Consider the following 15009-nt stretch of genomic DNA (forward strand, 5'->3'; position numbering starts at 1 on the left):
CGGGGGCGGTGGCAGCCACCCGCCGGGCCTGTCCGGCGGGTCCAGCGCGCAGGAGGAACGAGGCGGGAGCCGGGCACCGGGAGGCGGAGCGCGGACGGCAGGACGCAGGGCACCGGGCACAGGGCGCAGGGCACAGGAACCAGGGCTGGACGGCGGCGGACCCGTCGGCTCAGCTCCTCCGGCTGCTGACCGCCTCGGTGAGCGCCGCCCCAGCTGCCAGGAGACCGGCGGCGGCGACGAGCAGGCCGCCGGTGGACACCAGCAGGTCGGCCGAGCGGGGAGTCGTCGCGAGCCGGGAGAGCAGCGTGTTCACCGGGGACAGGCCCTTGGCCACCAACAGCACCAGCAGGAGCACGAGGGCGAGCAGCAGGGCGTGGCCCTGCCGCCGGAAGACCAGGCGGGAGCAGACCAGGCCGACCGCGATTCCGGTGAACGCGCAGGTCAGCTGTGCCTCGGTGCCGAGCAGCAGGTCGGCGACGGTCAACGGGTGGGTGCCGGTCAGGAAGGGGATGCCGAGGCCGATGGCGGTCAGCAGCAGGCACCAGACGGCGGCGGTGCAGACGGTGCCCAGCAGGACGCGGCGGGAGCCGCCCGCGGTGACGACGACGACGGCGCGGTGGGCGTGGTCCTCCAGTCCGGCCTGGGCGATGGTGAGCCAGGTGGAGCAGAGCAGCATGGCGCCGGCCGCCGCGCCGTAGGTGGCGGTGAGCGGTCCGTTGTCGCTACTGGTGAGCACGGTCACCAGGCCGACGAAGAGCAGCACCGGCGCGAGGTAGCGCTGGGAGAGCAGCATGGTGGCGAACTGGTAGCGGACCAGGGAGATCACCGCGCCACCTTCCTCGACACACCGCATGCGCCCCGGGCGGGAATGCCGGCCCGGGTGGCGCCCTCGGTCGGGGTGGCGCGGTCGGCCCGGGTGGCGCCGTCGACCCGGGTGGCACTGGCGGTCGGGGTCAGGCGGTCGACGGACCAGTGGTGCTGGAGTGCGGCGAGCAGGACGGCGTCCGAGTGTCTGCGGTCGACCCGGAGCACCAGGGAACCGTCGCGGCGGGCGGTGTCCAGCACGCCGGGGAGGGTGTACCAGTCCGGTCCGGACGGGGTGGCGCCGACGCCGGGGGCCGTCAGGACGATCTCGGTGACGGCGGCCTCGGCGACAGCGGCCAAGGTGGCCACCGCCGCCGCGGTGCCCCCGACCTCGGTGCCCCGGCCGTCGGTGCCCCCGACGTCGGTGCCCCCGACGTCGGTGCGGCGGGTGACCCGCGCGTCGCCGATCGCGTAGGTACCGGTGGCGTGGGCCCCGGCGACCGCCTCGCGGTGGTCGGTGAAGACGACGGCCCCGCCGTCGCCGGCCACCTCGTCGATCAGTTCGCCCAGCACTCCGTGGGCGGAGGCGTCCAGGCCTGACCAGGGTTCGTCCAGGACGAGCAGTCCGGGCCGGACGAGCAGGGCCTGCGCGAGCGCGACCTTCTGGGCGTTGCCCTTGGAGAGGGTGCGCAGCGGGGCGTCCGGTCCGCCGACCAGGGCGAGCCGGTCGATGAGCAGGCCGGCCCGGTCGCGGGCGCGGGCGGTGGGCAGGCCGCGGATCCGGCCCATGTGGGTCAGGTAGGAGAGTGCGGTGATGCGGTCGTTGGCGGTGAAGCGGTCCGGGACGTAGCCGGTCTCGCGGGGGCGGCCGATGACGCGGCCGGTGGTGGGCCGGGAGAGTCCGGCGAGGATCCGCAGCAGGGTGGACTTGCCGGAGCCGTTGCCGCCGACGACGGCGAGGACGTCACCGGCGGCGGCGTGCAGGTCCACGTCGCGGAGGATCCACCGGCCTGCGCCGTAGCGCTTGCCCATTGCTTCGCACCGTAACAAGTCGGCTCCCGTTGACGTCAGTTCGCCTTCGCACCCTACTGCGCTGCGGGCGGTCCACAGCGGCTGGGCGCACGGGTCGCCGGGGCGCAGGGGTCGACGGGGTGCACGAGTCGCCGGGGTGCGGAAGGGCCGTCGGCGGGCTGCGTCCGTTCGGGCCAGCGGGGCGGCGGCCCGGCGCGCGGGCCCGTTGTGGCGCGCATACGGTGGCGAACGCTCCCCCCGGCCTCGTGGAGCGGTGCTCCGGGGCCGTCCGCCGCAGAGAGGCGCCTCGACGATGAGCCCGACCGTGACGAAGACCCGACGACGGACGTTGCCCGCGCTGCGCCGCCGCTCCCCCGCGCGGGCGGCCACGGCGACGCTCGCCCTGGCGGGTCTGCTGGCCGCGGCCGGCTGCTCGGGCGGGGCGGCGTCGGACCCGTCGGCGGCAGGGGCGGTGACCGCCGTTCCGGCCGCGCTCAGCCCCTCGGCGAGTGGTCCGTCCTCGGTCGGCGGTTCGCCGGGCGGATCCGGTTCGCCGGGCGGATCGGGGCCGGCCACCGCGTCGGGGCCGGCGGGCGCGTCGGGCGGCTCCGTGGCGCCGCTGACCCCGGACGTCACCGCCCGGCTGGACGCCGCGATGCAGCGGGTGCTGAACCAGACCTCCGTCCCCGGGGTGATGGTCGCTCTGACCACTCCCGACGGCAGCTATCTCAAGGCCTTCGGCGTCTCGGACAAGATCGCCGGCACCCCGATGGTGACCGGGCTGAACATGCGGATCGGCAGCGAGACCAAGACCTTCACGGTGACCGGGTTGCTGCGGCTGGTCGACCAGGGAAGGGCGGGCCTGGACGACCCGGTCGCCAAGTACCTCGCGGGCGTGCCCGGCGGCGACGCGATCACCCTGCGCGAGCTCGCCGACATGCGCAGCGGCCTGTTCTCGTACACCGCGGACCAGGGGTTCGTTCAGGCCTTCCTCAACGACCCGAACCGGCCCTTCACGCCGCAGGAGCTGCTGGGGTACGCGTTCGCGCACCCCGCGAACTTCGCTCCGAACATCCAGTTCGAGTACTCCAACACCAACACCGTGCTGCTCGGCCTGGTGATCGAGAAGATCAGCGGGCAGCCGCTCGGCAGCTTCCTGAAGCAGCAGGTGTTCGACCCGGCGGGTCTGGGGCGGACCGTCTTCCCGGCCGACGCGTCGTTCCCGCAGCCGCACGCCCGCGGTTACACCAACCAGACGCCCGACGGCGCGGTCGCGGACGCCACCGACTGGAACCCGTCCTGGGCCTGGGCGGCGGGCGCCGCCGTCTCGGACCTGGCCGACCTGCAGAAGTGGGCGAAGGTGCTGGCCACCGGCACGCTGCTCAACCCGCTGACCCAGGCCGAACGGCTGAAGACGCCGCCCACCGGGGTGCCCGGACTCGACTACGGGCTGGGGCTGTTCGTCAACCACGGCTGGATCGGGCACAACGGTTCACTGCCGGGTTACCAGAGCGTGGCGGTCTACCTGCCGTCGGCGCAGGCGACGCTGGTGGTGCTGCTGAACTCCGACATCCCGTCGCAGGGTTCGGAGCCGTCGACGCTCTTCGCGCAGGCGGCCACCGAGATCGTCTCGCCGGGGAACGTCTACAGCTTCCCGGCCGCCCCGGGGAGCAGTTCGCCCTCGCCCGCAGTGGCCTGAGGGCCGGTCCGCGCGGCGGCCCGGGAACCTGGTCGGCGCGGCGGCCCGGGAGTCGGGGTCCGCGCGCCGGCCCATGAACCCGGGTCCGCACGGCGGCCTGAAGGTCCGACTCCGTACCCCGCCGCATGCGTCGGATTCCTACGCGTTCCGCTTCCGGAGTTTGCACCGCTTCCGTCCGGGCTGCGTCACCTGCCGAGCACCCGCGCGAGGTCGTAGGAGACGGGCTCCTCCAGTTGCGCGTAGGTGCAGCTCTGCGGGGTCCGGTCCGGGCGCCACCGGCGGAACTGGGCGGTGTGCCGGAACCGCGTGCCCTCCATGTGGTCGTAGGCGACCTCGGCCACCCGCTCGGGGCGCAGCGCCACCCACGAGAGGTCCTTGCCGCCGGTCCAGCGGCTGACCGCGCCGGGCAGCCGGGCGTCGGCGTGCGCGGCCTCGTCGGCCCAGGCGCCCCACGGGTGGTCGGCGGGGTCGTCCATCCGCAGCGGGGCCAGTTCCTCGGCGAGTTCGCGGCGGCGGGCCATCGGGAAGGCGGCGCAGACGCCGACGTGCTGGAGCCGGCCCTCGGCGTCGTTGATGCCGAGCAGCAGTGAGCCGACCACCGGGCCGCTCTTGTGCTCGCGGTAGCCGGCGACCACGCAGTCGGCGGTCCGCTCGTGCTTGATCTTGAACATGGTCCGTTCCCCCGGCCGGTAGGGCTGGTCGAGCGGCTTGGCCACCACGCCGTCGAGTCCGGCGCCCTCGTACTCGGCGAACCAGTTCCGGGCGAGGTCGCGGTCGGTGGAGGCGGGTGCGGTGAAGACGGGGTCGGCGGCGTCGGCGAGGGCGGCTTCCAGGGCGGGGCGGCGGACGGCGAGGGGTTCGTCGAGCAGCGAGTCGTCGCCGAGGGCGAGCAGGTCGAAGGCGACGAAGGAGGCGGGGGTGCGCTCGGCGAGCATGGCGACCCGGCTGGCGGCCGGGTGGATGCGTTCCAGCAGCTCCTCGAAGCGCAGCCGTCCGTCGCGGGCGATCACCACCTCGCCGTCCAGGACGCAGCGTGGTGGCAGTTCGCGTTTCAGTGCCTCGACCACTTCGGGGAAGTACCTGGTCAGCGGTTTGCCGGTGCGACTGCCGAGCTCGACCTCGTCGCCGTCGCGGAAGACGACGGTGCGGAAGCCGTCCCATTTGGCCTCATACTGCATCCCGGGCGGGATATCGGCCACGGACTTGGCGAGCATCGGCGCCACCGGCGGCATCACGGGCAGGTCCATGGCTCCGATCCTCGCGCCTGCCGTCCCGGGGCGCGCGCCGGGCGGGGCGCGCGCCGGAGCGGACGCGCGCCGGACGGGACGCGCCCCAGGCGGGACGCACGCCGGGCGGGGCGCAAGGGGGCGGGCATGCCGTTCGCCACCCCGCTCCCCCGCCACCCCGCCACCCCGCTCCCCCGCCCCCAAGCGGCACCGCCTTGGGTGGTTTGCCGTAGTTCGGGGACGCACTCTAGGGTGCGCGGTGTGGTGATCAGGTGATGGACCTCGGGGACGGAGCGGCGGGCCCGGACGGGAGGTTCCGGTTCGTGGGCCGGCAGCGCGAGCTGGGGCAGCTGCTGGCCGCGCTGCGGCGGCCGCCCGCGGTCGTGCTGGTCGAGGGCGAGGCCGGGATCGGCAAGTCGCGCCTGGTCCGCGAAGCCGCCGCCGTCCTGCGGGCGGAGCGGCGCCAGGTGCTGACCGGTCTCTGCCACCCGCTGCGCGAGCCGTTCCCGTACGGGCCGGTGGTGGACGCGCTGCGCAAGGCCGACCTGGCGGACGTCACCGGCTTCCCGCCCACCGCCGGCGCCCTGGCCCCGCTGCTGCCCGATCTGGCCGGCCGGCTCCCGGACCCGCCGCAGCAGCCGGCCGACGCCTCCGGGCGGCGCTTCCAGCTGCTCCAGGCCGTACGGTCGTACCTGACGGCGCTCGGGCCTGCCGTGCTGGTCGTCGAGGACCTGCACTGGATCGACGACGCCACCCGTGACCTTCTCCTGCTGCTCGCCCGCGACCTGCCGCCGCACCTCGGCCTGGTGCTCACCTACCGCGCCGAGGACCTCCCGCCGAAGGGCGCCGTGCTCGGCGCCGTCTACCACCACCCGCCCGGTACCGCCGGCTCGGTGATCCGGCTCGGCCCGCTGCTGGAGCCGGAGGTGCGGGAGCTCGCGGCCGCCGCCCTCGGCCCGTCCGCGACCGCGGCGCTCGGCGCCGCCCTGTACCGGCGCAGCGAGGGTCTGCCGCTGGTCGCCGAGGAGGACCTGATCACCCTCGCCGAGCAGGGCGGGCCCCACGGCCGTCCCGGGGCGCTGGAGCGGCTGCGGGACGCCGACGCGCCGCACGGGCTGCGCGAGGCGGTCACCGGGCGCCTGGGCATGCTGTCCCCGGACGCGTCGGCGATCGCCGAGACGTCGGCCGTGCTCGGGGTTGCGGCCCCCGAGGAGTTGTTGGCCGACGTCGCCGGGTTGGGCCGGGAACGGGGCGCCGAGGCGGTGATCGAGCTGCTCCGGGCGTCGCTGCTGCGCGAGGCGGGCCAGGGCGAGTACGCGTTGCGGCACGTGCTCGCGCAGCAGGTCGTGTACCGCGCCATCCCCGGCCCCGCGCGGCTCCGCCTGCACCGGCGCGCCGTCGAGGCGCTCCGGGCCCGTACCCCGGTACCGCTGATGCAGATCGCCCACCACACGCTGGCCGCCGGTGACAGGGCCGGCTGGCTGCTGCGGGCGCAGGAGGCCGCCGACCAGGCGATCGCCGTCCGGGACGGCGGCACGGCCTCCCCGCTGCTGCGCCGGATGCTCGACCGGCCCGAGCTGGCGGGCGAGGCGCGGTCGCGGGCGGCCCTGGCGCTGGCCGGGGTGGCCGCCAGCAGCCTGGACTTCCGCACCGACGCGCTGGTGCTGCGCCGGCTGCTCGACGATCCCGGGCTGCCGATGGAGGTCCGCGGCGAGATCCGGCTCGGCCTGGGCCTGGGCATGCTGAACGAGAACGCCGATCCCGCGGGCTTCGACGAGGTCGAGCGGGCGGTCGGCGAGCTGGCGGCCGGCCGCCCCGGGCCCGCCGTCCGGGCGATGGTGGCCCTGGCCCTCAAGGAGGCCGAGGGGCCCGCGTACACCCGGGCGTGGCTGGAGCGCGCCGAGGACGCCGTCCGCGACCTCGACGACGAGGCGATGAAGGCCGCCGTCCACGCCACCCGCCTGACCCTGATGGCCTGTCAGGGCGACCCGGCGGTCTGGGGGCTGACCGAGCGGCTGCCGCGCCACCCGGACGACCGCGCGGTGCTCCGGCAGACCGCGCGCGCCCTGCAGAACGTCGCCGACACCGCCGCCTACCTGGGCCACGACCGGCGGGCCACCGCGCTGTCGGCCGAGGCCGGGCAGATCGCCGCCCGGGTGGGCAGCCCGATCGTGATGTTCCTGTCCCACGGTACCCGGCTGCGTCTGGACGCCCTCGCCGGCCGCTGGGAGGGGCTGGAGGAACGGCTCGACGCGCTGGTCGACGAGTACCCGACCGCCGGGGGCGCCCGGGCCGAGCGGGCCGTCGTGGGCGGCACGCTCGCGGCCGCCCGGGGCCGGCACACCCGGGCGCTCGAACACTTCCACGAGGCGTTCCGGATCGGCGCCGACCAGATGCTGGTGGGCATCGAGCTGCGGGCGGCCGCCGGACTGACCTCGCTCCACCTGGCCAGAGGAGAGGCACCGCGCGCCTGGGCGGTCGCCGGACAGGCCGTGGACACGGCGCGGCGCACTGCGGCCTGGCCCCGGGCGGCCGGCCTGGTGTCGGCCGCGGTCGAGGCGGCGCTGGCCTGCGACCGGCGGTCGGCCGCCGAGCGGCTGGCGGCCGAGGCCGGGCAGGGACTGGACGGGTGCGACGCGCCGGCGGCCGCCGCCGACCTGGAGGTCGCCCAGGGCCTGCTGCTGCTGGACACCGACCCGGCCGGCGCCGCAGGGCACTTCTGCGGGGCTGCGCGCAGGTGGCGCGGGATCGGGCGCCCGTACGAGGCGGCCAGGGCCCTCGATCGGGCGGGCGACGCGTGGCGCGGTGCCGGCGGCGCCGGGGCGGTCGAGCCGCTCACCGAGGCGCTGGCCCTCTACACGGGGGTCGGTGCCACCGCTGACGCGACGCGCTGCGGGCGGGTGCTGACCGACCTCGGTGCCGCCCGCCGTCGCCCCGGCCGCCGGGGGTACGGCGGCAGTCTCTCGCCGCGCGAGCACCAGGTCGCCGGGCTCCTCGCCGCCGGTGCCACCAACCAGCGGATCGCCGAGGCCCTGTTCCTGTCACCGCGGACGGTGGAGAACCACGTCGCCAAGGTGCTGCGCAAGCTCGGCACCGACCGCAAGGGCGTCGCGGCCGTCCACCCCGATCGCGCGGACGGCCCCGAACGCCCGGACGGCGGATGAGCCGGTCCGCACCCCGGCGCCGCCGCCCGGAGGACGGGCGGCGGCGCCGGGGAACCGGCTGCGGCGGCGCGGACCTGGGGGTGGTCGGCGCGCCGCCGCAGTGGTGCCCGGTACCGGGTGGCTCCTCGGCCACCCGGCACCGGGGGATCGGTGGACGGACCTCCGGATCCGCAGGAGGGTCCGCGCCTGGTCGGGGTCCGGGACCGGTCAGGCGGGCAGGCCGACGGCGCGTTCGCCGCTGCGGCGCTGCTGGATGACGACGGCGGCCACCAGGAGGGTGCCCTGGGCGACGTTCTGCCAGAAGGTGTTGATGCCCTGGACGGTGAGGCCGTTCTGGAGGCAGCCGAGGAGCGCGACGGCGAGCAGGGTGCCGCCGATGCCGCCCTTGCCGCCCTTGAGGGCGCAGCCGCCGAGGGCGGCGGCGGTGATGGACTGGAGTTCCAGGCCCTCGCTGCCGGAGACGGGCTGGCCGCTTCCGGTGCGGGCGGTGAGCAGGACACCGGCGAGGGCGGCGACGACGCCGCTGAGCGCGTAGGCGGCGATCAGGTACTGGTTGAGGTTGATGCCGGCGAGGCGGGCTGCGGTGTCGTTGCCGCCGATCGCGTAGACGTTGCGGCCGATGTCGGTGTACTTGAGCAGCACGTGCACGGCGGCGGCGGCCAGGATCAGGATCCACACCATGGTCGGCAGGCCGGCGATCTTCCCGCGGCTGAGGAAGACGAACACCGGGTCGTTGAGGACGTAGCCCTGGGCCCGGCCGTCGGAGACCAGTTGGGCGACGCCCTTGTAGGCGGCGAGGCCCGCCAGGGTGGCGATGGTCGGGTTGACCCGGCCGTAGATGATCACCGCACCGTTGAGCAGGCCGACGGCCGCGCCGACGACGAGCGCGGCGCCGATGCCGGCGGGTGCGCTGGACCCGGCCGAGGTGAAGACCATGGCGCTGACCACGGAGGCGAGTCCGGCCTGCGAGCCGACCGAGATGTCCAGGCCCCCGCAGATGATGACGACGGTCTGGACGACGGCGAGCAGGCCCGCGATGGTGGCCGCCTCGGCGATCACCTGGATGTTGTCCCAGCCGAGGAAGTTGGGGTTGAGCGAGCCGAACAGCACGACCACGACGACGAGCGCGCCGATCAGGCTGAGGTTCTGGGCGCCGACGGAGCCGAGCAGCGCGCGCGGGCCGCCGGTGCGGGGCTGCGGTGCCGTGGTGGGGGCGGTGCTGGTGGTCATGCTGTTGCTCCGGTGCTGGCGTGGGGGTCGGTTCGGGAGTCGGTGGCCAGGTCGTCGGCCATGGCGAGGGCGAGGATGCTCTCCTCGGAGGCTTGGTCACGGCTCAGCTCGCCGGTCACCCGGCCGCCCTGCATGACCACGACGCGGTCGGCGAGGCCGAGGACTTCGGGGAGTTCGGAGGAGATCACCAGCACCGCGACGCCCTCCCGGGCGAGGTCGGCGATGATCTGGTAGATCTCCGCCTTCGCGCCGATGTCGACGCCGCGGGTGGGCTCGTCCAGGATCAGCAGGTCCGGCCGGCGGGCCAGCCAGCGGGCGAGCACCACCTTCTGCTGGTTGCCGCCGGACAGCGTGCGCACCTCGGTCTCGATGGAGGGGGCGCGCACCCGCAGGCGGTCGGCGTACCGCTGGGCCAGCTCCTTCTCCTCGCGGACCTTGACGAAGCGCCGGCGGCGCAGCCGTTCGAGGCTGACCAGCGAGGTGTTGTCGCGGATCGTGCGGTGCAGGAACAGGGCCTGGGCCTTGCGCTCCTCGGGGGCGAGGCCGATGCCGGCCCGGATCGCCCGGCGCGGGCTGCCCAGGCGCAGCCACTGCCCGGAGAGGCTGACGGTGCCGGCGCGGACCGGGGCGGCGCCGGCCAGGGCGAGGGCGAGTTCGGAGCGGCCGGCGCCGATCAGGCCGGCCAGCGCGACGACCTCGCCGGCCCGGACGGTGAGCGACACGTCGTGGACGTCGTCCGTGCTGAGCCGGTCCACGTCGAGGACGACCCGGTCGGTGGCGACGTTCTGCCGGACGAACAGGCCCGCGAGGTCGCGGCCGACCATGAGCCGCACCAGTTCGTTCTCGTCCGTGTCGGCGGCGTCGACCACGCCGGCCAGGGTGCCGTCGCGCAGCACCGCGATGCGGTCGGCGAGCTGGAAGATCTCCTTCATCCGGTGCGAGACGTAGACGACCGCGATGCCCTGCGACCGCAGCCGTCGGATCAGGGCGAACAGGGCGTCCACCTCGTGCTCGGAGAGCGAGGAGGTCGGTTCGTCGAAGGCGATCGCCCGGGGGGCGACCTCGCCGGTGAGGGCGCGCAGGATCTCGACCAGCTGGCGCTGCGCGGCGGTGAGTTCGGAGCCGAGCAGGTCGGGGTCGAGGACCTTGGCGAAGCCGAGGCGGTCCAGGTCGGCGGTGATCCGGCGGCGCAGTTCGGCCCGGTCCAGGCGGCGGCCGGCCCGTCGGGGGAGGCTGCCGGCGTAGACGTTCTCGGCGACCGAGACGTGCGGGATGATCTCCGGTTCCTGCGGGATGATCCGGATGCCGGCCCGGCGGGCGTCGGTCGGCGAGCCCAGGTCGAGGGCCCGGCCGTCGAGCAGGACCCGCCCCTCGCTCGGCCGGTGGTCGCCGGTGAGGATGCGCAGCAGGGTGGACTTGCCGGCGCCGTTCTCACCCATCAGGGCGGTGACCCGGCCGGGCGGGAAGCTCAGGTCGACGCCTTGCAGCGCCTGGACGGCACCGAAACGTTTGCCGATGTTCTCGGCGGTCAGGCCGGCTGGTGCGGCGGGCGGGCGACTGGGTGTGGTCATCGTGGCCTCAACTGGCGGTGCGGTGCGGTGCGGTAGGGGCTGGGGCGGTACGGGCCGGGCCGGGCGGGGGCCGGTACGTGCCGGGCGGGGGGAGGTACGGGCCGGGCGGGGGAGGCCGGTGCGGCGGCGCGGGGGTGACGGTGGCCGCACCGGCCGGGCCGCGGGTCAGCTGCAGCCGACGCCCGCGGCCTGCCAGGTGGCGGCGTCGACCATCTTGGTCGGGGCGAACGCCTCGGCCGGGAAGTCCTTGCCGTTCTTGAGCCGGTCGTACATGGTCTGGACGGCGAGGGCGCCGACGTCCTTGCCGTTGATGAACAGCGCGGCCTTCATGCCGGAGGGCTTGCCGGACTTCCAGTCCTTGCACGCCAGGTAGGCGCCGAGGCCGACCCCGTCGATGTCGTCGGGGCTGACGCCGCCGTTCTCCAGGGCGGTGACGGCGCCCTGGACGTTCTCGTCGTTGCAGCCCCACACCACCCAGTGCTTGACGCCGGGGTTGGCGGTGACGGTGGCGGCGACCTTGTCCTGGGCGCCGGTCGGGGTGTTGTCGGTGGCCACGTCGACGGTCTGCACACCGCTGACGGCGGAGTCGAAGGCCGCCCTGGCGGCCTTCACCCGGTCGCCGCAGACGGTGACGTCCTGCTTCCAGGCGGAGATGATCCGGGTGTCGACGGGGTTCCAGCCGGCCTTCTTGAACTCCTCGGCGGCCCGCTTGCCGACCTCGCCGCCCATCTGCTCGCCGCTGAAGCCGATCCGCGGCACCAGGTCGGACTTGCCGCAGGAGGCGGGGGCGGGGCCGGTGGTGCAGATCTGGTCGTCGGAGGTGAGCAGCGCGACCTTGGCGTCGCGGGCCGTCTGGACGACCTGCGGGCCGACCGCCGGGTCCGGGACCACGACGATCAGGCCGTTGCTCTTCTGCGCGATCGCGGACTGCACCTCGCTGACGGTCTTGTTGGCGTCGCTGCCGAGGTTGACCACCTTGAGGTCGATGCCGAGTTCGGCCGCCTTCGCCCTGGCGCCGGCGGCCTCGCCGACGAAGTACTCCTGGTCGCCCTGCTTCTGCAGGTACGTCAGCGAGACCTTTCCGGTGACCGGTGCGGCCTGGGAGTCCGCCGTGCCGGAGCTCTGGCCGGTGGAACAGGCGGTGAGGCCGAGGACGGTGGTCAGGCCCAGCACGGCGGCGGGGACCAGACGGGCACGGATGGGGGACACGGGGCGACTCCAGGGTGGGCGAGCGAGACCGAATCGATCCAACAGAATCGATCGCATGTCATCACTTTCAAACGCGGTACATCACAGGAAAACCGGCACGTCACCCTCCCGTCAAGAGGCCCAAAACATTCGGCCCCCGGCCGATGCACCTTTGTTACCAAGGCGCCCACCTGCCCATTCTCAGGCATCGCCGGCGCGAAATCGGCAAACACCCACGGCAAGGACCACTCATGAATTACACGCGCAATTACTAGGTATCCGGAGTCAATCAGGTCCGGGTGGCTCACGCGCCCGACCACGGGCGGCAGTGGATCACCGGCCGCCACGCCGGAACCCGCGGGTCCGGTCCGCCGGATCCGGACGGAACACCGTCGGAATGCCACAGGAATTCCGGCGGTCCGGAGCCGACCGCCGGAGCCCGGCCGGGATGCCACGCGCCACGCGTTCCTCGGAAGCTCTTCGACCGCGCCCCATTGACCGCCGGCTCGCCGCACCCCTACTGTGCGGATCCGGTCGGCTCTGTTTGTTTGTGAGCGATTGCGACCTTCCCCCGCCCAACCGCTCGGAAGCGCGCGGTACGCCGCTTCCGGCGTCGTACGAAAGGCCCCCCGTGCACGGACCCCTCCGTCTCCTGGCCACGCCCGGACGCACCCTCAGAAGCGCGGCCGTCGCCGCCTCACTCCTCGTGTCCGGCGCACTCGTCGCCGGACAGGCCGCGACTCCGGCCCTCGCCGCCACCACCACGGTGAGCACCGCCATCACCGTGGACGGCACCAAGTCCGGCCGGACCTTCGACGGCATCGGAGCCGCCAGCGGCGGCGGCGGCAACTCCCGCCTGCTCGTCGACTATCCGGAGCCGCAGCGCAGTCAGCTGCTGGACTACCTCTTCAAGCCCGGCTACGGCGCCTCCCTCCAGTCGCTGAAGATCGAGATCGGCGGCGACACCAACTCCACCGACGGCGCCGAGCCCAGCTACCAGCACTCCCGGGGCGCGGTCGACTGCAACCAGGGGTACGAGTGGTGGCTGGCCGAGCAGGCCAAGGCCCGCAACCCCGACATCAAGCTCTACGGCCTCGCCTGGGGCGCCCCCGGCTGGGTCGGGGTCGACGACCCCGCCAACCCCGACCCGGGCAAGCCGTACTTCTGGTCCCAGGACATGATCGACTACATCGGCGGCTGGTTCGGCTGCGCCGCCCGGCACAACCTGCCGATCGACTACATCGGCGGCTGGAACGAGCGCGAGTACAACGCCACCTGGTACAAGAACCTCAAGAGCTCGCTGGTCGCGAACGGCCACGGCGACACCAAGGTGGTCGCGGCGGACAGCTACGACTGGAACCTCGCCGCGGAGATGACCAAGGACCCGGCGCTCAACAACGCGATCGACGTCATCGGCATGCACTACCCGTGCGGCTACCTCGGCGCGATGAGCACCTGCAACAGCACGCCGGCCGCGCAGGCGCTCGGCAAGCCGATCTGGGCCAGCGAGAGCGGCTCGCAGGACTACAACACCGGCGCACCGGCGGTGGCCCGCGCGATCAACCGCGACTACATCGACGGCAAGATGACCTCGTACATGAACTGGCCGGTCATCGCGGCGCTGTACCAGAACCTCTTCTTCTCCACCGACGGCCTCTCGCTCGCCGCGCAGCCCTGGTCCGGCAACTACTCCATCGGCCAGACCACCTGGGTCACCGCGCACACCACCCAGTTCACCCGGCCCGGCTGGAAGTACCTCGACCCGGCGGCCGGCTACCTCGGCGGCAACCGGGCCAACGGCAGCTTCGTCACGCTGAAGTCGGCGGACGGCCGCGACTACTCCACCGTCGTCGAGACCATGGACGCCACCGCCGCGCAGACCGCCACGTTCAAGGTCACCGGCGGCCTGCCCACCGGCCAGGTGCACGTCTGGTCGACGAACCTCGCCACCGCGGACACCGCCGACGACTTCGTCCACGAGCAGGACCTCAACCCGGTCCGCGGGGCCTACACCCTCACCCTCCAGCCGGGACACGTCTACACCGTGACCACCACCACGGGCCAGGGCAAGGGAACGGCCACCCCGCCGGCGCCCGCGCCGCTGGGCCTGCCCTACGCCGACGGCTTCGACAAGCCCGCCGCGACGGCCTCCCCGAAGTACTTCTCCGACATGAACGGCGCCTTCCAGACCGTCCCCTGCGGCGGCGGCCGCACCGGTACGTGCCTGCGCCAGATGGCCCCGGTCTCCCCCATCCGCTGGACCGACGAGTCGAACAACCAGCCCTACACCATCGTGGGTGACAGCAGCTGGGTGAACTACACGGTCGGTGCGGACACGCTCTTCGAGCAGCCGGGCTCGACCGAGGTCCTCGGCCGCGTCAACCAGCAGGGCCGCAACAACGGCGGCCTGAACGCCTACCACCTGCGTCTGAGCGACACGGGCGCCTGGGCGATCCAGAAGAGCGACCTCAAGTGGAACCTCACCACGCTGGCGTCCGGCACCGTCACCGCGCCCGGCCTGAACACCTGGCACCACCTCGCACTCACCATGCAGGGATCGACGCTGACCGCGGCGATCGACGGGCAGAGCGTCGGCAGCGCGACCGACCACGCCTTCACCTCCGGCATGGCCGGCCTGGCCGTGTCCGGTTACCAGACCGACCAGTTCGACTCGTTCGCGCTGACCCCGGGCACCGGCGGCAACTCGTTCACCGGCCCGGTCACCTCCGGCCTGGCCGGCAAGTGCCTCGGCGCCTCCGCCGCCCCGGCTGCCGACGGGACCAAGGCCGTCCTCCACAGCTGCGACGCCGCCGACCCGGCCCAGACGTGGACCTGGGACAACGGCCGGCTCCTGTCCGGCGGCAAGTGCCTCGACGTGGTCGGCCAGGGCAGCACCGACGGCACCCCCGTCGACCTGTGGACCTGCAACGGCGGCGCCAACCAGCAGTGGACCCCGCAGGCCGACGGCACGCTGAAGGGCGTCCAGTCCGGTCTCTGCCTCGACGACCCGGCCGCCAGCACCACCGACGGCACCCAGCTGATCGTCTGGACCTGCAACGGCGGCACCAACCAGCGCTGGAACCTCCCGTAGCCCCGTAGTCCCGTAGCCCCGTAGC

The 15009-nt window shown here is 74.0% G+C and carries 9 protein-coding genes; 3 read left to right on the forward strand and 6 right to left on the reverse strand.

Features of this window, described 5'->3' with window-relative positions; genetic code table 11:
- Window positions 1–169: 169 nt before the first annotated feature.
- Together J5Y04_RS34435 and J5Y04_RS34440 are read right to left on the reverse strand one after the other, a co-directional pair.
- On the reverse strand, window positions 170–826 hold the full coding sequence (locus tag J5Y04_RS34435; protein ID WP_209416474.1) for a hypothetical protein: 657 nt from the start codon (window positions 824–826) through the stop codon (window positions 170–172).
- The gene (locus J5Y04_RS34440) at window positions 823–1836 is read right to left on the reverse strand and encodes an ATP-binding cassette domain-containing protein (RefSeq protein ID WP_209416475.1); all 1014 of its coding nucleotides are present in this window, start codon (window positions 1834–1836) and stop codon (window positions 823–825) included. Before J5Y04_RS34440 ends, J5Y04_RS34435 begins: the two co-directional genes overlap by 4 nt.
- Window positions 1837–2140: 304 nt before the next feature.
- Here J5Y04_RS34440 and J5Y04_RS34445 point away from each other — a divergent pair, with 304 nt between their 5' ends.
- Window positions 2141–3514, forward strand: coding sequence for a serine hydrolase domain-containing protein (locus tag J5Y04_RS34445; RefSeq protein WP_307853450.1), 1374 nt, complete (start codon window positions 2141–2143; stop codon window positions 3512–3514).
- A gap of 185 nt (window positions 3515–3699) precedes the next feature.
- Here J5Y04_RS34445 and J5Y04_RS34450 read toward each other — a convergent pair whose 3' ends face one another.
- Complete coding sequence (locus J5Y04_RS34450; RefSeq protein ID WP_209416477.1) at window positions 3700–4761, reverse strand: ATP-dependent DNA ligase; 1062 nt, start codon at window positions 4759–4761, stop codon at window positions 3700–3702.
- A 254-nt stretch (window positions 4762–5015) separates the two neighbouring features.
- On the opposite strand from J5Y04_RS34450, the gene J5Y04_RS34455 reads away from it, so the two are divergent.
- On the forward strand, window positions 5016–7904 hold the full coding sequence (locus tag J5Y04_RS34455; protein ID WP_209416478.1) for an AAA family ATPase: 2889 nt from the start codon (window positions 5016–5018) through the stop codon (window positions 7902–7904).
- Between the two features lie 207 nt (window positions 7905–8111).
- Here J5Y04_RS34455 and J5Y04_RS34460 read toward each other — a convergent pair whose 3' ends face one another.
- From J5Y04_RS34460 to J5Y04_RS34470, 3 genes are all read right to left on the reverse strand, one after another.
- A complete protein-coding gene (locus tag J5Y04_RS34460) occupies window positions 8112–9134 on the reverse strand; it encodes an ABC transporter permease (protein ID WP_209416479.1) in 1023 nt (340 codons plus the stop codon).
- Entirely contained in the window at window positions 9131–10705 is a 1575-nt protein-coding gene (locus tag J5Y04_RS34465) for a sugar ABC transporter ATP-binding protein (protein ID WP_209416480.1), read from the reverse strand. The genes J5Y04_RS34460 and J5Y04_RS34465 overlap by 4 nt, the downstream gene beginning before the upstream one ends.
- Window positions 10706–10870: 165 nt before the next feature.
- Complete coding sequence (locus tag J5Y04_RS34470; RefSeq protein WP_307853451.1) at window positions 10871–11914, reverse strand: substrate-binding domain-containing protein; 1044 nt, start codon at window positions 11912–11914, stop codon at window positions 10871–10873.
- Between the two features lie 685 nt (window positions 11915–12599).
- Here J5Y04_RS34470 and J5Y04_RS34475 point away from each other — a divergent pair.
- Window positions 12600–14984: a ricin-type beta-trefoil lectin domain protein gene (locus tag J5Y04_RS34475; RefSeq protein ID WP_307853452.1), complete on the forward strand. Its 2385-nt coding sequence runs from the start codon at window positions 12600–12602 to the stop codon at window positions 14982–14984.
- Window positions 14985–15009 lie beyond the last annotated feature (25 nt).

The sequence above is a fragment of the Kitasatospora sp. RG8 genome, assembly GCF_017813315.1.
Taxonomy (GTDB): Bacteria; Actinomycetota; Actinomycetes; order Streptomycetales; family Streptomycetaceae; genus Kitasatospora.